We start from the raw sequence: 17,920 nt of genomic DNA, 5'->3' as shown, positions 1-17,920 counted from the left end.
AGGCTGGACCTACCGACCTCGCAAACAACAAATCCCTCCAGTGCAGGAGGGTTCGCAATTCAAGTGTCGTGGGCAATGGCGGATATTTGCCACACGGGACGATTGAGGAACTTTGCAATGACGACTCGTCAGCCTATCTACAAATCCCTGTACTTCCAGGTGATCGTTGCAATCGTTATCGGTATTTTGCTCGGTCACTTCTACCCACAGACCGGTGTGGCCCTCAAGCCACTGGGTGACGGGTTCATCAAACTGATCAAAATGGTCATCGCCCCGATCATCTTCTGCACCGTTGTCAGCGGCATCGCTGGCATGCAAAGCATGAAATCGGTCGGCAAGACCGGCGGTTATGCACTGCTGTACTTCGAGATCGTTTCCACCATCGCGCTGCTGATCGGCCTGATCGTGGTGAACGTGGTGCAACCTGGCAACGGCATGCACATCGACGTCGCCACCCTGGACGCCTCCAAAGTGGCAGCCTACGTCACTGCCGGTAAGGACCAGAGCATCGTCGGCTTTATCCTCAATGTGATCCCTAACACTATCGTCGGCGCGTTCGCCAATGGCGACATCCTGCAAGTGCTGATGTTCTCGGTGATCTTCGGTTTCGCCCTGCACCGTCTGGGTGCCTACGGCAAGCCGGTACTGGACTTCATCGATCGCTTCGCCCACGTGATGTTCAACATCATCAACATGATCATGAAGCTCGCGCCAATCGGTGCCCTGGGCGCCATGGCGTTCACCATCGGTGCCTACGGTGTGGGTTCGCTGGTGCAACTGGGCCAGTTGATGATCTGCTTCTACATCACCTGCCTGCTGTTCGTGCTGGTGGTGCTGGGTGGTATCTGCCGCGCTCACGGTTTCAGCGTGTTGAAACTGGTTCGCTACATCCGTGAAGAGCTGCTGATCGTTCTGGGTACTTCGTCTTCCGAGTCCGCACTGCCACGCATGCTGATCAAGATGGAGCGTCTGGGCGCCAAGAAGTCCGTAGTAGGCCTGGTCATCCCGACTGGCTACTCGTTCAACCTCGACGGTACGTCGATCTACCTGACCATGGCGGCCGTGTTCATCGCCCAGGCGACTGACACTCACATGGACATCACCCACCAGATCACCCTGCTGCTGGTGCTGCTGCTGTCCTCCAAAGGCGCTGCAGGCGTGACCGGTTCGGGCTTCATCGTACTGGCGGCCACCCTGTCGGCCGTAGGTCACCTGCCGGTTGCCGGCCTGGCGCTGATCCTGGGTATCGACCGCTTCATGTCCGAAGCCCGTGCGCTGACCAACCTGGTGGGTAACGCCGTTGCCACCATCGTTGTGGCCAAGTGGGTCAAGGAACTGGACACCGACAAGCTGCAAAGCGAGCTGGCGTCCGGCGGTACTGGCATCTCGGAAACCCGTGAGCTGGATGACCTGGGCGTGGCCGAAGGCCCTGCACCTGTGGTCAAGTAAATCGCCGATGGCGTGAACTAACGCCGACAGCAACGCACAAACGCCCCGACTGGTTCGGGGCGTTTGCGTTTCTGGCGCGTCACTTCGGCGACTTTTGTTTTACAGTGAATGACTCGGTTGTAACGCTTGCAGGAGGTTATGTGGACAGTGTGGATCTGAATGTCCTGCGCAGCGTGCTCGAATGGCGCCGTGCCGGACAGCGAGTGGTGTTGTACAGCGTGGTCCAGACCTGGGGCAGCGCGCCGCGCCCGCCGGGCGCCATGCTGGCGTTGCGGGGCGATGGGGTGGTGATCGGCTCGGTATCGGGCGGGTGCATCGAGGATGACTTGATTGCACGCCTGCAGGATGGCCGGCTGCCTGAAGACGGGCCGCCGGTGCAGTTGGTGACCTATGGCGTTACCCGCGATGAAGCGGCGCGTTTTGGCCTGCCGTGCGGCGGCACCTTGCGCCTGACCGAGGAGCGGGTAGACGAGTGGGAATGGGTGGCTGAGCTGTTGGCACGGTGCGAGGCTCATCAGATCGTCGCCCGGGAGTTGGACCTGGCCACTGGCAAGGTGACGTTGAGTGGCGCGAGCAAGACCGATGTCGTCACCTTCGACGGTGAACGCCTGCGAGCCATCTATGGCCCACGCTGGCGCCTGCTGTTGATCGGTGCCGGGCAGTTGTCGCGGTATGTGGCGGAAATGGCGCGCCTGCTGGATTTCGAAGTACTGATCTGCGACCCGCGCGATGAGTTTGTCTATGGCTGGGAAGACCAGCACGGTCGCTTCGTGCCGGGTATGCCCGATGAGGCGGTGCTGAATATCCAGACCGACGAGCGCACGGCCATCGTCTGCCTCACCCATGATCCGCGCCTGGATGACATGGCGCTGCTGACGGCACTGAATTCCTCGGCGTTCTACATTGGTGCCCTCGGTTCACGGGTCAACAGCCAGAAACGCCGGGAAAACCTCGCGGCGCTGGGCTTGTCGACGGAAGCGATTGCGCGTCTGCATGGGCCGATCGGTTTGCATATCGGCAGTCATACACCGGCGGAAATCGCGTTGTCGTTGATGGCGGAAATTGTTGCGATCAAGAATGGTGTGGCGCCGATGCAGAAGAAGCCGTTGCCGGTGGTGGTTGAGTGAGCATCACCGCGATTGTGCTGGCGGCGGGGCAGGGCAGCCGTTTCCGCGCCGAGGCAGGGGCTGACCAGGACAAGTTGCTGGCTGATTGTGTGGGCCTGGATGGCGTAGTTCGGCCAGTGATCGAGCAGGTGCTGAAGAATCTGCCGAGTGTCGTGGCTGATCGTTGGGTGGTGACTTCAGCCGATCGTCCCGAAGTAATTCGCTTGGCAGAGATCTACGGTTGCAAGGTGTTGCTGCTGCGCTCGGCCGGCATGGGCGACAGTATTGCCGCTGCGGTTGCAGCCAGTGCTTCGGCGAATGGCTGGCTGGTGGTGTTGGGGGATATGCCGTTTATTCAGTCATCGAGCATTGAGCGAGTGATTGCGGGGTTGGAGGAGGGTGGCATCAGTGTGCCGGTGCAGGACGGGCAGTACGGGCATCCTGTGGCATTTGGCCGGGCATTTGGGCCCGGGTTGATGGCTTTGACCGGTGACCGTGGAGCCAAGCCGTTGTTTGCCCAGGCGGCGGTGCGTGAGGTGGCGGTAGATGACCCAGGTGTGTCATGGGATGTGGACGTGCCTGCGTTGTTGCATTACCTCTAACCGGACGAACATAAAAAAGCCCCGCCTGATCACTCAGGCGGGGCTTTTCAGTGGCTGCGGGAATCAGGCGAGAGGCTTGCTCTCGTGTTCTGCTTCCTGTGCCGCGGCAGCAGCAGCGGCAGCGGCTTCAGCTTCCTTGCGACGACGACGCACTTCACGTGGGTCGTTCGGCGCACGGCCGTTTTCGGTCAGGGCGCTGACCGGTGCAGCCTCAACCACGGGGGCAGCCACTTCGGCAGCCGCCGGCGCTTCAACCACTGGCGCTGGTTCAACGACCGGAGCAGGCTCAACCACTGGGGCTGGCTCGGCAACCACAACTTCGGCAACCGGTGCCGGCGCTTCTTCTACCGCCGGGGCAGGTGCTGGCGCTGGCGCTTCAACCGGAGCGGCAGGCTCGGCAGTCCATTGGAAGGCGGTCTGTTCTTCACGAACTTCACGAACTTCCGGGGCCGCTTCGACAACCGGTGCTTCAATCACTGCTTCAGCCACAGGTTGAGGCTCGACTACCGGTACTTGTTCAGCCACCGCTTCAACTTCTGGCAGGGCTTCTTGAACCGGAGCAACTTCCACTTCCGGAACAACCGGTGCTTCGATTGGGGTAGTCGCTTCAACAACCGGTGCTTCTACGACTGGGGTTTCGGCAGCAGGTGCTTCAACGACCGACGCTTCAACCACTGGGGCCTCGGCGGCAGGCACTTCCACAACGACGGCTTCTTCAACAGTCGCGGTAGCGCGCTCAGCCTGCTCGTGCGCCTGGGCTTCAGCCGGAGCGCTGATGACCGAGCTGGCAACGGCAGCGGTAACGGCCAGGCCGGCAGCCAGTTCGGCGCCAGTCGGCTCGCTGGTAGCGGCTTCTGCGTTTTCGCCGGTCTCTTCCGAGCCTTCGATCACGTTGCCGTTGGCATCGCGTTGACGCTCACGACGGTTGCTGCGACGACGCTGGCCACGGGAGCGGCGGCGTGGACGATCGCCTTCGGCGCCTTCCTGACCGTCTTCCTGCAGTTGCTCTTCGCCGGTCAGCACTTCTTCTTCGCTGGCGGCAGCCGCTTGTTCGGCACGTGGTTGACGCTCTTCACGCGGAGCGCGAGGCTGGCGTTCTTCACGTGGCGCACGTTCTTCGCGCGGCTGGCGAGCCGGGCGTTCTTCGGCAACAACAGCTGCACCGGCAACGGCTGGCGCAGCGTCCAGCGGCTCGCGCAGTTCGCGCACACGCTCTTCGCGCTCGCCACGTGGCTTGCGGTCTTCGCGTGGGGCGCGTGGAGTACGCGGTGCGCGCTCTTCACGCGGTGCCCGTTCTACGGTCGGGGTTTCTTCACGGGCTTCGCGAGGCGCACGCTCTTCACGTGGGGCGCGTTCTTCACGCGGCGCACGCTCTTCGCGCGGCTTGCGCTCTTCGTCACGACGGCCGTTGCGGTTACGGCTCTGCTGGCGACCGTTGCGACGCTCTTCGTTGCGTGCAGGGCGCTCGGTCGCTGGTTTCTCAACCACAACCGGTGCAGCAGGCTCTTCCTTGGTGGCGAACAGGCTTACCAGCGACTTCACCAGGCCTTTGAACAGGCTTGGCTCAGGCATTACGGCTGGCGCGGCAACCGGAGCGGCGGCTTCAACCGGAACCGGTGCGTTGGCACGGGCCGGAGCGGTTTTCACGGCGGCTTCCTGGCGGACCAGGGTGCGGGTCGCGGCGGCTGGCTGCACTTCTTCGACTTCGGCGGCTGCAGCGGCGATTTCGTAGCTGGACTGGCCGCTGTGGGCTTCCGGGCTGTCATCACGCAGGCGCTGCACTTCGAAGTGCGGCGTTTCGAGGTGATCGTTCGGCAGGATGACGATACGGGCACGGGTGCGCAGTTCGATCTTGGTGATCGAGTTGCGTTTTTCGTTGAGCAGGAAGGCTGCAACCGGAATCGGCACTTGTGCGCGGACTTCGGCGGTGCGGTCTTTCAGGGCTTCTTCTTCGATCAGGCGCAGGATCGCCAGGGACAGCGATTCAACGTCACGGATGATGCCGGTGCCGTTGCAACGCGGGCAAACGATGCCGCTGCTCTCGCCCAGGGACGGACGCAGGCGCTGACGGGACATTTCCAGCAGGCCGAAGCGCGAGATGCGGCCGACCTGTACGCGGGCACGGTCAGCTTCCAGGCATTCGCGGACTTTCTCTTCCACGGCGCGCTGGTTCTTGGCTGGGGTCATGTCGATGAAGTCGATCACGATCAGGCCGCCGATGTCACGCAGGCGCAGCTGGCGGGCGATTTCTTCAGCCGCTTCCAGGTTGGTCTGCAGGGCGGTTTCTTCGATGTCGCTGCCTTTGGTCGCACGCGCCGAGTTGATGTCGATGGACACCAGGGCTTCGGTCGGGTCGATCACGATGGAGCCACCGGAAGGCAGTTCGACCACGCGCTGGAAGGCGGTTTCGATCTGGCTTTCGATCTGGAAACGGTTGAACAGCGGAACGCTGTCTTCGTACAGCTTGATCTTGCTGGCGTACTGCGGCATCACCTGGCGGATGAAGGTCAGGGCTTCGTCCTGGGCTTCAACGCTGTCGATCAGCACTTCGCCGATGTCCTGGCGCAGGTAATCGCGGATGGCGCGGATGATCACGTTGCTTTCCTGGTAGATCAGGAACGGCGCGGAACGATCCAGGGAGGCTTCCTTGATGGCGGTCCAGAGTTGCAGCAGGTAGTCGAGGTCCCACTGCATTTCTTCGCTGCTGCGGCCCAGGCCGGCAGTGCGCACGATCAGGCCCATGTCGGCCGGTGCGATCAGGCCGTTCAGCGCTTCACGCAGCTCGTTGCGCTCTTCGCCTTCGATGCGACGGGAAATGCCGCCGGCGCGCGGGTTGTTCGGCATCAGGACCAGGTAACGGCCAGCCAGGCTGATGAAGGTGGTCAGGGCGGCGCCCTTGTTGCCACGTTCTTCTTTTTCGACCTGGACGATGACTTCCTGGCCTTCGCTCAGGACGTCCTTGATGTTCACGCGGCCTTCGGGGGCTTTCTTGAAGTATTCGCGGGAGATTTCTTTGAGGGGCAGGAAGCCGTGGCGCTCGGAGCCGAAATCGACAAAGGCAGCCTCGAGGCTTGGTTCGATGCGAGTAATACGGCCTTTATAGATGTTGGCCTTCTTTTGCTCGCGTGCACCGGATTCGATGTCCAGGTCGTAGAGGCGTTGGCCATCTACCAGTGCAACACGCAACTCTTCGGGTTGAGTTGCGTTAATCAGCATTCTTTTCATGTTGTACCGTCGGTTTCCGGGCTGCCGGAAACGGCGTTCGGCACACACGACTTCTCACGGTCGGTGTCAGGTGCGTCAAGAGTGGTTGGCCACTCCAGTGTCCAGCAATAACAGGCCAATTGGGCCGGTACCGCGACGGACGCGTCCTGCTTGTTAGCGGTGGTGACAAAGGCACCACTTCAACAAAAGCTAAGGTCAGGAGGAGGAATCAACCGGCGACTGTGGACGAGATGAAGCGTCTAAATATAAGCCTAGTGCTACACGGTCCGACGGTTGTGCATCTCCACCCTACACGTATCCCTGATAATTCGGGTGCTGCCGCGCGCAGAATCCGCAGCGGGTTGGCATTTACCGTGTTCTCCAATGGGGAGTCCACGCTCATGGCTAAACAAGACTAGGTGTGGGCGGTTGCGCTCTCACTCAGCTCTTAACAGGCGTTGTTTCCGAAGCATTCGCCGTGGTCTGGTCCAAGACTGACTGCACTTTGTGAACTGGCCGTAAATATCGGCGCAGAACGCGAGTATTCACTCTGCTTTCTGCACTCGCTTCAGGCCTCATGTCACCTGCGCTTGTTACAATCTTGAACCTTCCAGGGTGGCGAAAGCCCCGTAGGACGGCCTCGCGTCCTGATGAATTGCGATGGTCAGGGCCGGCAGTTTGCCGCATGTCCTCTGTCCAGGCCGCTTTTGGCGGCGTTCGCGACTATAGCAGCAATGATTAAGTGCTTCAATTCCATAAAAAATTGTTATCATCGCCGCCATGACGACTACCGCCCCCCAGACCCCCAGCGTCCAGCTGCTCGAGGTCTCGCCGGAATATGCCGGCCAACGCATCGACAATTTTCTCCTGGCCAGGCTCAAAGGCGTGCCCAAGACCTTGATTTACCGCATCTTGCGTAAAGGTGAAGTGCGGGTGAACAAGGGCCGGATCAAGCCCGAGTACAAGTTGCAGGCGGGCGATATCGTACGCGTGCCACCGGTGCGCGTGCCTGAGCGTGACGAGCCTGTACCGTTGGCCCAGGGCTTGTTGCAGCGCCTGGAAGCCTCGATTGTCTTCGAAGACAGCAAGCTGATTGTGATCAACAAGCCCTGCGGCATTGCGGTGCATGGTGGCAGCGGCCTGAATTTCGGTGTGATCGAAGCCTTTCGTCAGTTGCGCCCGGATGCCAAGGAGCTGGAACTGGTCCACCGCCTGGACCGCGACACGTCCGGCCTGCTGATGATCGCCAAGAAACGCAGCATGTTGCGCCACCTGCACACCGCCTTGCGCGGCGATGGCGTGGACAAGCGCTACATGGCGCTGGTGCGCGGCAACTGGGCCAGTTCCATCAAGAGCGTCCGTGCGCCGTTGCAGAAGAGCAACCTGCGCTCCGGCGAGCGCATGGTCGAAGTGGATGAGGAGGGCAAAGAAGCCCTGACCCTGTTCAAGGTGCTGCGCCGTTTCGGCGACTTCGCCACGATGGTCGAGGCCAAGCCGGTCACCGGGCGCACCCATCAGATTCGTGTGCACACCCTGCACGCGGGTCACTGCATCGCGGGCGATACCAAGTACGGCGACGAAGATTTCTCCAGGGAAATCCGCGATCTGGGCGGCAAGCGCCTGTTCCTGCACGCCTACATGCTCACCGTGCCGCTGCCAGATGGTGGCGAGTTGAAGCTGCAGGCACCGGTCGATGAGATGTGGGCCAAGACCGTGGAGCGCTTGAGTGTCGCGCCTTGACTACAAACTGCTGATATTCGATTGGGATGGCACCCTGGCCGACTCCATTGGCCGGATTGTCGAGTCGATGCACGCTGCGTCGACCCGCTCGGGGTATGCGCTGTGCAGTGATCTGGCGGTCAAGGGCATTATCGGCCTCGGCTTGCCTGAGGCGATTCGCACCTTGTACCCCGAGATCAGCGACGCCGAACTGGTCGCGTTTCGCGAGCATTACGCCGATCACTACATCGCATTGGAGGCCACCCCTTCGCCGCTGTTCGACGGTGTGGCGCAGGCCCTGGAGGCATTCCGTGCCCAGGGCTATCACCTGGCAGTCGCCACTGGCAAGGCACGACGTGGCCTGGATCGGGTGCTCAAAGCCCACGATTGGGAAGATTATTTCGATATCACCCGCGCCGCCGATGAAACTGCCAGCAAGCCTCATCCTCTGATGCTGGAGCAGATCCTGGCCCATTGCGGCGTGTCGCCACGCCAGGCCTTGATGGTGGGCGATGCCTCCTTCGACCTGATGATGGCGCGCAATGCGGGCATGGACAGTGTGGCGGTCAGCTATGGCGCCCAGGCTGCCGAGGCGTTGCAGCAATATGAGCCGCGTCTGACGATTGATCATTTTTCCGAATTGCAGGCCTGGCTCAGCCGGGCCCAATAAGTCTTTGCTGGGGTTGATGTCATGAGTGATGAGTGGAAAGCGCCCGAAAAGGCTGAAAGCAGTGATGACAAAAGCTGGAAGCTGCTGGAGAAAACCCTTCTGGCCAGCGTTCAGGAGCAGCGTCGCGCGCGGCGTTGGGGGATTTTCTTCAAGCTGCTGACCTTTGTCTGGCTCATCGGCATGCTGGCGCTGTTCAGTCCACTGGTGGACATGGAAAAAAGCGCAACCCGGGGTGCCAATTACACTGCCCTGATCGAAGTGCGCGGAGTGATTGCCGACAAGGAGTCCGCCAGTGCCGACAACATTGTCAGCAGCCTGCGCGCCGCGTTCGAAGACCCTAAGGTCAAAGGTGTGATCCTGCGTATCAACAGCCCGGGCGGCAGCCCGGTGCAATCGGGTTATGTGTATGACGAGATCCGTCGTCTGCGTGGTCTGCACCCGGATACCAAGCTGTATGCGGTGATTTCCGACCTGGGCGCCTCGGGTGCCTATTACATTGCCAGTGCCGCTGACCAGATCTACGCCGACAAGGCCAGTCTGGTGGGTTCCATTGGCGTGACGGCGGCCGGTTATGGTTTCGTCGGCACCATGGAGAAGCTCGGGGTGGAGCGTCGCACGTACACTTCGGGTGAACACAAATCTTTCCTCGATCCCTTCCAGCCGCAAAAGGCCGATGAGACCCAGTTCTGGCAGGGTGTGCTCGATACCACCCATCGCCAATTCATCGCGAGCGTGAAACAGGGGCGTGGTGATCGTCTGAAGGACAAAGACCATCCGGAGCTGTTCTCCGGCCTGGTGTGGTCCGGCGAGCAGGCGTTGCCGCTGGGCTTGATCGACGGCCTGGGCAGTGCCAGTTCGGTGGCGCGGGATGTGATTGGCGAGAAGGAGTTGGTGGATTTTACGGTTGAGGAATCGCCGTTTGATCGTTTCTCCAAGCGGCTCGGTGCCAGTGTGGCGGAGAAGCTGGCCTTTTACATGGGCTTCCAAGGCCCAAGCCTGCGCTGAGCCCCAGGCTACATATAGATCAAAATGTGGGAGGGGGCTCGCCCCCGATTGCGGTGGGTCAACTGCGGGTTAGTTGGCTGATCCTCTGCTATCGGGGGCAAGCCGCCTCCCACATTTGCTTGTGGTGTTCTCAGGGGATTTGCACGCCTTCGGCCAGCAGCATATCCACCAGGCGAATGAGGGGAAGGCCGATGAGGCTGGTGGCGTCCGACCCTTCGGTACTTTGGAACAGGCTCACGCCCAACTCCTCGGCCTTGAAGCTTCCCGCACAGTCATACGGCTGCTCGACTCGCAAATAGCGCTCGATGCGCTCTGCATCGAGTTCGCGCATATGTACGGTAAAAGGCACGCAGTCGACCTGGCAGTGCCCCGTCTTGCTGTTGAGTAGTGCCAGCCCAGTGAGGAAGCTGACGCGCTTGCCGCTGGCGGCCAGCAGTTGCTCGCGGGCATTCTCGAAGGTGTGCGGCTTGCCGATGATCCGGCCATCGAGTGCGGCCGCCTGGTCGGAGCCGATAATCAAATACCCCGGATGGCTGGCGGCAAGGGCGCGGGCTTTCTGTTCGGCCAGGCGCTTGACCAGTTCCTCGGCGGATTCATTTTCGTGGTGACTTTCATCGATATCCGGTGAGCTGCAGATAAACGGCAGGTGCAGGCGGCTCAGCAATTCCCGGCGATACACCGAGCTGGATGCGAGTAATAAAGGCAGCATGGGCGTCTCCTCAGGTCGGCAGCGGATTCTAGCGGGGCGACCGGCTGACGCACAGGGCTGAATTTCCTTTGACATGGCTGGGTGCATCCCTATAATGCTGCGCCTATGTTGAATGACCCGATTCCACCTCACGTTGACCCGCGCAAATTGGCTGATCGTGGCACTTCCCTTCAAGGTGAGTTGCTGCTGGCCGATTTGGAGAGACTCTGCGACCCGCTTTCCGACACTGTCGGTACGGTGCAGGCCAAATTCGTTTTTGAACGAGATGAACGTAAATCTGTGGTAATCCACAGTTTTATCGACACCGAAGTCAAAATGGTTTGCCAGCGTTGTCTTGAGCTGGTCACCCTGCCGATCCACAGCGAGTGCAGTTATGCTGTGGTGAAGGAGGGTGCGAATACCCAGTCGTTGCCGAAAGGTTATGACGTGCTGGAACTGGGCGAAGATCCTTTGGATCTGCATGCACTGATCGAGGAGGAGCTTCTGCTCGCCTTGCCCATTGTGCCTGCTCATCATCCGGAAGAATGCCAGCAGCCGGCGGGCCTCGATGACGAGCCCGAACCGAGCGAGGACGAGGTAACGCGGTCCAACCCGTTCAGTGTATTGGCGCAGTTAAAGCGTGACCCAAACGTTTAGGAGTTAATCAATTATGGCTGTTCAGCAGAACAAAAAATCCCGCTCCGCCCGTGACATGCGCCGTTCGCACGACGCTCTCGAGGCTAGCACCCTGTCCGTGGAAAAGACCACCGGTGAAGTTCACCTGCGTCACCACGTATCGCCAGAAGGCGTATACCGTGGCCGTAAAGTGATCGACAAGGGCGCTGACGAGTAATCACTTGTCTGCTCTAGTCATCGCGATAGACGCAATGGGCGGGGACTTCGGTCCCCGCAGCATTGTTCAGGCCTGCATTGCCAGCCTGTCTGCAACACCCTCGCTGCACCTGGCCCTCGTCGGCCAACCCTCCTTACTTGAAGAACTGATTGCCAGCCATCCGGCGGTGGATCGCGCGCGCCTGACGATTACGCCAGCCAGCGAAACCATCACCATGGATGAAAAGCCTGCGGCAGCTCTGCGTGGCAAGCCTGACTCTTCAATGCGGGTGGCCCTGGAACTGCTGCGTGATGGCAAGGTGCAAGCCTGTGTCAGCGCCGGTAATACCGGGGCGCTGATGGCGTTGTCGCGGTTTGTGCTCAAGACCCTGCCCGGCATTGATCGACCGGCTATGGTGGCGGCGATTCCGACGCAAAAAGGCTATTGCCAGTTGCTGGATCTGGGCGCAAACGTCGATTGCAGCGCCGAGCATCTGCTCCAGTTCGCCGTGATGGGCTCGGTGGCCGCCGAGGCGCTTGGCGTGGCCCGCCCGCGCGTTGCCTTGCTGAATATCGGCACCGAAGACATCAAGGGCAACCAGCAGGTCAAGCTGGCCGCCACGTTGCTGCAGGCCGCGCGGGGTTTGAATTACGTCGGGTTTGTCGAAGGTGACGGCTTGTACCGTGGCGAAGCGGACGTGGTGGTGTGTGACGGGTTTGTCGGCAATATCCTGCTCAAATCCAGCGAAGGCCTGGCGACCATGATCGCCACGCGTATCGAGGCGCTGTTCAAACGGAGCCTGGCATCGCGCGTTGTCGGCGCCCTGGCGCTGCCGTTGATGCGCCGCCTGCAGGCTGACCTGGCTCCGGCGCGGCATAATGGCGCGAGTTTTCTGGGGTTGCAGGGCATTGTGGTGAAAAGCCACGGCTCGGCCGGTGTCGAGGGTTTTCAAAGTGCGATCGCTCGGGCAGTGATCGAGATCCAGGAAAACCTGCCGCAACGCTTGCACGGCCGTCTTGAGGACCTGTTGCCTTAGGCGAATCGGCCCGGGAGTGCTTAAATGTGACCGGCCAGTTCAATTGACCATCCAATCTGTCAGTTTCGTGCGCTCCCACTGTAGGAGTGCGCATTTTTGACGACCAGATCATTAGGGGCTTGTTACATGTCTACATCCCTCGCATTCGTCTTTCCAGGGCAGGGTTCGCAGTCCCTCGGCATGTTGGCCGAGCTGGGCGCGCAATACCCGCTGATCCTGGACACCTTCAAGGAAGCTTCCGACGCCCTGGGTTACGACCTGTGGGCACTGACCCAGCAGGGGCCGGAAGAGCAACTCAATCAAACCGATAAAACCCAGCCGGCCATCCTGACCGCCTCGATCGCCCTGTGGCGCCTGTGGCTGGCAGAAGGCGGCGCACGCCCTGCATTCGTCGCCGGCCACAGCCTGGGCGAATACAGCGCCCTGGTGGCAGCGGGCAGCATGACCCTGGGTGAGGCGGTCAAGCTGGTCGAGCGTCGTGGCCAGCTGATGCAAGAAGCCGTTCCGGCCGGGCAGGGCGGCATGGCCGCGATCCTGGGCCTGGACGACGCCGTGGTGATCGAAGCCTGCGCCGAAGCGGCCCAGGGCGAAGTCGTCAGTGCAGTGAATTTCAATTCCCCGGGCCAGGTGGTGATCGCCGGTGCCAAGGCTGCCGTTGAGCGTGCCATCGAAGGCTGCAAGGCCCGTGGCGCCAAGCGTGCGTTGCCGTTGCCGGTGAGCGTGCCGTCGCACTGCGAGCTGATGCGCCCGGCGGCCGAGCGTTTTGCCGAGTCCATCGCCGCCATCAACTGGCAGGCGCCGCAGATCCCGCTGGTGCAGAACGTCAGCGCCGCCGTGGCTGCCGACCTCGAAACCCTCAAGCGCGATCTGCTGGAGCAGCTCTACAAGCCGGTACGCTGGGTTGAATCGGTCCAGACCCTGGCCGCCAATGGTGCGACTGAACTGGTTGAGTGTGGACCGGGTAAAGTCCTGGCCGGCCTGAACAAGCGCTGCGCCGACGGCGTGTCGACTGCCAACCTCAATACCCCTGACGCCTTTGCTGCCGCTCGCGCGGCACTGGCCTGAATCCCTGAACTTAGGAGAAGCCTGCATGAGTCTGCAAGGTAAAGTTGCACTGGTCACCGGCGCAAGCCGTGGCATTGGCCAGGCGATCGCCCTGGAGCTGGGCCGTCAGGGCGCTGTTGTGATCGGCACCGCTACTTCCGCCTCGGGCGCCGAGCGTATCGCCGCGACCCTGAAGGAAAACGGCGTGCAAGGCACCGGCCTGGAACTGAACGTGACCAGCGATGAATCCGTGGCTGCCGTTTTGGCCGAGATCACCGCACAGTTCGGCGCGCCGGCGATTCTGGTGAATAACGCCGGTATCACCCGCGATAACCTGATGATGCGCATGAAAGACGACGAGTGGTACGACGTGGTCGACACCAACTTGAACAGTCTGTTTCGCCTGTCCAAGGGCGTTTTGCGCGGTATGACCAAGGCGCGTTGGGGCCGAATTATCAATATTGGCTCCGTAGTGGGTGCCATGGGCAACGCAGGCCAAGTAAACTACGCAGCCGCCAAGGCCGGTCTGGAAGGTTTCAGCCGTGCATTGGCGCGTGAAGTCGGCTCGCGGTCGATTACGGTCAACTCGGTGGCTCCAGGGTTCATCGACACCGATATGACCCGCGAACTGCCGGAAGCACAGCGTGAAGCGTTGCTGACGCAGATTCCGCTGGGCCGTCTGGGCCAGGCTCAAGAGATCGCGAATGTGGTCACTTTCCTGGCATCCGACGGTGCGGCATACGTGACTGGGGCTACAATCCCGGTGAACGGCGGGATGTACATGAGTTAAATTGTGACGGATCGCTTCAAAAATATGTCATACGAGCTGTCTAAAATCCGTTATAAAGCTGCAACTTAATTTATAGGCAGGTGGCCGACCGGGTACAGGATGAAGCTTTCAGTTGAAAAGCTGAAAAGGCTTTCTATACACTTACCCACTGGCCAGCTGCCTGAATTTGTCCATTAGGAGTTAAACAAGGTATGAGCACCATCGAAGAGCGCGTCAAGAAAATCGTCGCCGAGCAACTGGGCGTTAAAGAAGAAGAAGTGGTCAACACTGCTTCCTTCGTAGAAGACCTGGGTGCCGATTCCCTTGACACCGTTGAGCTGGTGATGGCTCTGGAAGAGGAATTCGAGACCGAAATCCCGGACGAAGAAGCTGAAAAAATCACTACTGTTCAAGCTGCTATCGACTACGTTACTAGCCACCAGGCGTAATAGTTTGTAGTCGTCGCTTGCTGTCAGGGAAAAACCGCACTGCTGTAACGGCGTGCGGTTTTTTCTTTAGCCCTGATGAAAAGTACGCGCTGAAGCAAAAGTGTCGTCATTAGAAAAAGGAGAGTGCTGTGTCGCGTAGACGCGTCGTAGTCACCGGTATGGGTATGTTGTCGCCACTGGGCACGGATGTGCCAAGCAGTTGGCAGGGCATTCTGGCTGGCCGCAGTGGTATTGGTCTGATCGAACACACGGACCTTTCTGCCTATTCCACCCGTTTTGGCGGCTCGGTAAAGGGTTTCAATGTCGAGGAATATCTCTCGGTCAAGGAATCCCGCAAACTCGACCTGTTCATTCAATACGGCCTGGCAGCCGGTTTTCAGGCTGTGCGTAATGCCGGTCTGGAAGTCACCGACGCCAACCGTGACCGCATCGGCGTGGCCATGGGTTCGGGTATTGGCGGTTTGACCAATATCGAAGAAACCAGCCGCACGTTGCACGATTCCGGCCCTCGTCGAATTTCGCCGTTCTTCGTCCCGGGCTCGATCATCAATATGATTTCCGGTTTCCTGTCCATCCACCTGGGCGCACAGGGACCTAACTACGCCATCGCCACGGCGTGCACCACCGGCACGCACTGCATTGGCATGGCGGCGCGCAATATCGCCTATGACGAAGCCGACGTGATGATCGCCGGTGGCGCCGAAATGGCGGCCTGCGGCCTCGGCATGGGCGGCTTCGGCGCGTCCCGTGCGCTGTCGACGCGCAACGACGAGCCGACCCGCGCCAGCCGTCCATGGGACAAAGGCCGTGATGGCTTCGTGCTGTCCGACGGTGCCGGCGCCCTGGTGCTGGAAGAGTTGGAACACGCCAAGGCGCGTGGTGCCACCATCTACGCCGAGCTGATTGGCTTTGGCATGAGCGGTGACGCCTACCACATGACCTCGCCACCGTCCGACGGTGCCGGTGCCGCGCGTTGCATCACCAACGCCCTGCGCGATGCCAAGGTGAATGCGGACCAGGTGCAGTACATCAACGCCCACGGGACTTCGACTCCTACGGGCGACCTGGCGGAAGCCGAGGCCATCAAGTCGGTGTTCGGTGAGCACGCCTATAAGCTGGCGGTCAGCTCCACCAAGTCCATGACCGGTCACCTCTTGGGTGCGGCGGGCGCGGTCGAGGCGATCTTCAGTGTGATGGCCATCAAGGATCAGGTCGCGCCGCCGACCATCAACCTGGATGAGCCTGACGAAGGCTGCGACCTGAACTTCGTGCCTCACGAAGCGCAGCCGATGCCGATCGACGTGGCGATCTCCAACTCGTTCGGGTTTGGCGGTACCAACGGTTCCCTGGTGTTCCGCCGGTTCGCCGAGTGATGCACAGCTGGGTCGACGGTCAGCCAGCGGACAGCGTGCCCCTGAAAGATCGCGGCCTGGCGTATGGCGATGGGCTGTTCGAGACCATCGCCGTCAAGGCCGGACAGCCGGTGCTGCTCGACCGTCACCTGCAACGCCTCGACGAGGGTTGCAGGCGCCTCGCCTTGGTTGCGGATCCGATGGTGATCCGCAGCGAAGTGCTGGCCTACGCCACCGCCCTTGGCGAGGGTGTCCTCAAATTGATCCTGACCCGTGGCGACAGCCTGCGCGGTTATGGCATCCACCCTGGCGCACCGGTGCGCCGTATCTTGCAGGGCAGCCCGCCTGCTACTTATCCCAGTGCTCATGGAACCGATGGCATCCGCCTGTTTCCCTGTGCCACGCGCTTGGCCGAACAGCCGTTGCTGGCTGGTCTCAAGCACCTCAACCGTCTGGAACAGGTGATCGCCCGCGCCGAGTGGCAGGACACCAAGCACGCTGAAGGCTTGATGCTGGATGTGTCCGGTCGTGTGATCGAAGGCGTGTTCAGCAACCTGTTCCTGGTGTGCAACGGCTTGTTACTAACCGCTGATCTGACACGTTGCGGCGTGGCCGGGGTGATGCGCGCCGAGATTCTGGCCCAGGCACAGACCCTGGGCATCCCGGTGGCCGTGGCCGACATCAGTGTCGAGCAGTTGCAGCAAGCCGACGAAGTCTTCGTGTGTAACAGCGTTTATGGCATTTGGCCGGTGCGCGAGTGCGCTGCGATGAGCTGGTCGGTTGGCCCGCTCACCCGTAAACTGCAGGGCATTGTTCGCGCGCTATTGGAAATTTGAGTTGATACGAAAACTGGTTGTACTGCTGCTGATCGGTCTGTTCTCGGCGGCTTTGCTGTTGGGTTATGGCGCCTGGAAATACGACGCTGCCCTGAAGCAGCCCTTGAAGCTGACCCAGGAGCAATTGCTCGACGTACCGGCAGGGGCGACCCCCACCGGCACCTTCAATCGCCTGGAAGCTGACGGCGTACTGGACGGTGCCTTCTGGTTGCGTTTGTACTGGCGCTTCAACCTGGACGGCCAGCCATTGCACAGCGGCGAATACCGCATGACGCCCGGCATGACGGCGCAAGGCTTGATCGGATTGTGGCAGCGTGGCGAAGTGGTGCAATACAGCCTGACGCTGGTCGAAGGTTGGAACTTCCGCCAGGTACGCTCGGCCCTGGCCAAGCATGAAAAGATCGTGCAGACCCTCTCGGGCCTGAGCGACAGCGACGTCATGGACAAGCTCGGTCACCCTGGCGTGTTTCCAGAAGGGCGGTTCTTCCCCGATACCTACCGTTTCGTGCGTGGCATGACCGACGTCGAATTCCTGAAGAAAGCCTACAACCGCCTGGACGACGTACTCGCCCAGGAATGGAGCAAGCGCGCTGCCGACGCGCCTTACACAGACCCTTACCAAGCGCTGATCATGGCCTCCCTGGTGGAGAAAGAGACGGGCGTGCCTGAAGAGCGTGGGCAGATTGCCGGGGTATTTGTGCGGCGCCTGAAGGTCGGCATGCTGCTGCAGACCGACCCGACGGTGATCTACGGCCTGGGTGAACGCTACAACGGCAAGTTGACCCGCGCGCACCTCAAGGAAGCCAATCCCTACAACACCTACATGGTCGCCGGCCTGCCGCCGACGCCCATTGCCATGGTCGGCCGCGAGGCGATCCATGCCGCGCTGAACCCGGTGCCGGGCAGCAGCCTGTATTTCGTTGCCCGTGGCGATGGCAGCCACATTTTCTCGGATAACCTGGATGCGCATAATGCCGCCGTGCGTGAGTTCCAACTCAAGCGACGCGCCGATTACCGCTCCAGCCCGGCGCCGGTAGTGAAGCCTGCCGAAGACGCAACTCCACCGGCGGATGTGCCTGCCGAGGCGCCGGTAGAAAAGCCGGCTGACCCTGCTCCGGACGCTACCGCGCCGCAAAGCCCGCAATAATTCTGACTAAGG

Annotated in this window: 17 protein-coding genes; 15 read left to right on the top strand and 2 right to left on the bottom strand. The window is 60.9% G+C overall.

Annotation, left to right across the window (positions count from 1 at the left end):
* Positions 1-117 precede the first annotated feature (117 nt).
* From BMX59_RS28150 to BMX59_RS28140, 3 genes are all read left to right on the top strand, one after another.
* Positions 118-1,449, top strand: a complete 1,332-nt coding sequence (locus BMX59_RS28150; protein ID WP_071490511.1) for a dicarboxylate/amino acid:cation symporter — start codon at positions 118-120, stop codon at positions 1,447-1,449.
* A gap of 140 nt (positions 1,450-1,589) precedes the next feature.
* A complete protein-coding gene (locus tag BMX59_RS28145) occupies positions 1,590-2,576 on the top strand; it encodes an XdhC family protein (protein WP_071490510.1) in 987 nt (328 codons plus the stop codon).
* Entirely contained in the window at positions 2,573-3,157 is a 585-nt protein-coding gene (locus tag BMX59_RS28140) for a nucleotidyltransferase family protein (RefSeq protein ID WP_093128139.1), read from the top strand. Before BMX59_RS28145 ends, BMX59_RS28140 begins: the two co-directional genes overlap by 4 nt.
* Before the next feature lie 63 nt (positions 3,158-3,220).
* Here the strand turns inward: BMX59_RS28140 and rne are convergent, their stop codons facing one another.
* Positions 3,221-6,382: a ribonuclease E gene (gene rne / locus BMX59_RS28135; protein ID WP_218189813.1), complete on the bottom strand. Its 3,162-nt coding sequence runs from the start codon at positions 6,380-6,382 to the stop codon at positions 3,221-3,223.
* A gap of 759 nt (positions 6,383-7,141) precedes the next feature.
* On the opposite strand from rne, the gene rluC reads away from it, so the two are divergent.
* Genes rluC through BMX59_RS28120 form a run of 3 tightly spaced genes read left to right on the top strand, consistent with a single transcriptional unit; the run spans position 7,142 to position 9,755 of the window.
* Positions 7,142-8,101: a 23S rRNA pseudouridine(955/2504/2580) synthase RluC gene (gene rluC / locus BMX59_RS28130; protein ID WP_071490507.1), complete on the top strand. Its 960-nt coding sequence runs from the start codon at positions 7,142-7,144 to the stop codon at positions 8,099-8,101.
* Positions 8,088-8,750 carry an HAD-IA family hydrolase gene (locus BMX59_RS28125; protein WP_093128135.1) on the top strand — a complete coding sequence of 221 codons (663 nt, stop codon included), beginning with the start codon at positions 8,088-8,090 and terminating at the stop codon, positions 8,748-8,750. The genes rluC and BMX59_RS28125 overlap by 14 nt, the downstream gene beginning before the upstream one ends.
* Before the next feature lie 21 nt (positions 8,751-8,771).
* Entirely contained in the window at positions 8,772-9,755 is a 984-nt protein-coding gene (locus tag BMX59_RS28120; protein WP_092242527.1) for a S49 family peptidase, read from the top strand.
* A gap of 130 nt (positions 9,756-9,885) precedes the next feature.
* On the opposite strand, the gene BMX59_RS28115 is transcribed toward BMX59_RS28120, so the two are convergent.
* Positions 9,886-10,464 (bottom strand): Maf family protein, encoded by a 579-nt coding sequence (locus BMX59_RS28115; RefSeq protein ID WP_093128134.1) that lies wholly within the window; start codon positions 10,462-10,464, stop codon positions 9,886-9,888.
* Between the two features lie 105 nt (positions 10,465-10,569).
* Here BMX59_RS28115 and BMX59_RS28110 point away from each other — a divergent pair, with 105 nt between their 5' ends.
* The 9 genes from BMX59_RS28110 (at position 10,570) to mltG (ending at position 17,908) form a co-directional block, all read left to right on the top strand.
* Positions 10,570-11,100 carry a YceD family protein gene (locus BMX59_RS28110; protein WP_010566563.1) on the top strand — a complete coding sequence of 177 codons (531 nt, stop codon included), beginning with the start codon at positions 10,570-10,572 and terminating at the stop codon, positions 11,098-11,100.
* A 13-nt stretch (positions 11,101-11,113) separates the two neighbouring features.
* On the top strand, positions 11,114-11,296 hold the full coding sequence (rpmF, locus tag BMX59_RS28105) for a 50S ribosomal protein L32 (protein ID WP_003179396.1): 183 nt from the start codon (positions 11,114-11,116) through the stop codon (positions 11,294-11,296).
* A 4-nt stretch (positions 11,297-11,300) separates the two neighbouring features.
* The gene (plsX, locus tag BMX59_RS28100; RefSeq protein ID WP_093128133.1) at positions 11,301-12,311 is read left to right on the top strand and encodes a phosphate acyltransferase PlsX; all 1,011 of its coding nucleotides are present in this window, start codon (positions 11,301-11,303) and stop codon (positions 12,309-12,311) included.
* Positions 12,312-12,437: 126 nt separating this feature from the next.
* The gene (gene fabD / locus BMX59_RS28095; protein ID WP_092242539.1) at positions 12,438-13,376 is read left to right on the top strand and encodes an ACP S-malonyltransferase; all 939 of its coding nucleotides are present in this window, start codon (positions 12,438-12,440) and stop codon (positions 13,374-13,376) included.
* 25 nt (positions 13,377-13,401) lie between these two features.
* Positions 13,402-14,145, top strand: coding sequence for a 3-oxoacyl-ACP reductase FabG (fabG, locus tag BMX59_RS28090; RefSeq protein WP_015885432.1), 744 nt, complete (start codon positions 13,402-13,404; stop codon positions 14,143-14,145).
* 191 nt (positions 14,146-14,336) lie between these two features.
* Positions 14,337-14,573: an acyl carrier protein gene (gene acpP / locus BMX59_RS28085; protein WP_003175607.1), complete on the top strand. Its 237-nt coding sequence runs from the start codon at positions 14,337-14,339 to the stop codon at positions 14,571-14,573.
* Positions 14,574-14,701: 128 nt separating this feature from the next.
* A complete protein-coding gene (gene fabF / locus BMX59_RS28080) occupies positions 14,702-15,946 on the top strand; it encodes a beta-ketoacyl-ACP synthase II (protein ID WP_093128129.1) in 1,245 nt (414 codons plus the stop codon).
* Positions 15,946-16,761 (top strand): aminodeoxychorismate lyase, encoded by an 816-nt coding sequence (gene pabC / locus BMX59_RS28075; protein WP_092242545.1) that lies wholly within the window; start codon positions 15,946-15,948, stop codon positions 16,759-16,761. Before fabF ends, pabC begins: the two co-directional genes overlap by 1 nt.
* A 1-nt stretch (position 16,762) precedes the next feature.
* Positions 16,763-17,908: an endolytic transglycosylase MltG gene (mltG, locus tag BMX59_RS28070; RefSeq protein WP_071490500.1), complete on the top strand. Its 1,146-nt coding sequence runs from the start codon at positions 16,763-16,765 to the stop codon at positions 17,906-17,908.
* Positions 17,909-17,920 lie beyond the last annotated feature (12 nt).

It is taken from the genome of Pseudomonas sp. NFR09 (genome assembly GCF_900111535.1).
Lineage (GTDB): Bacteria > Pseudomonadota > Gammaproteobacteria > Pseudomonadales > Pseudomonadaceae > Aquipseudomonas > Aquipseudomonas extremorientalis.
This window is presented reverse-complemented; position numbering and strand designations above follow the sequence as displayed.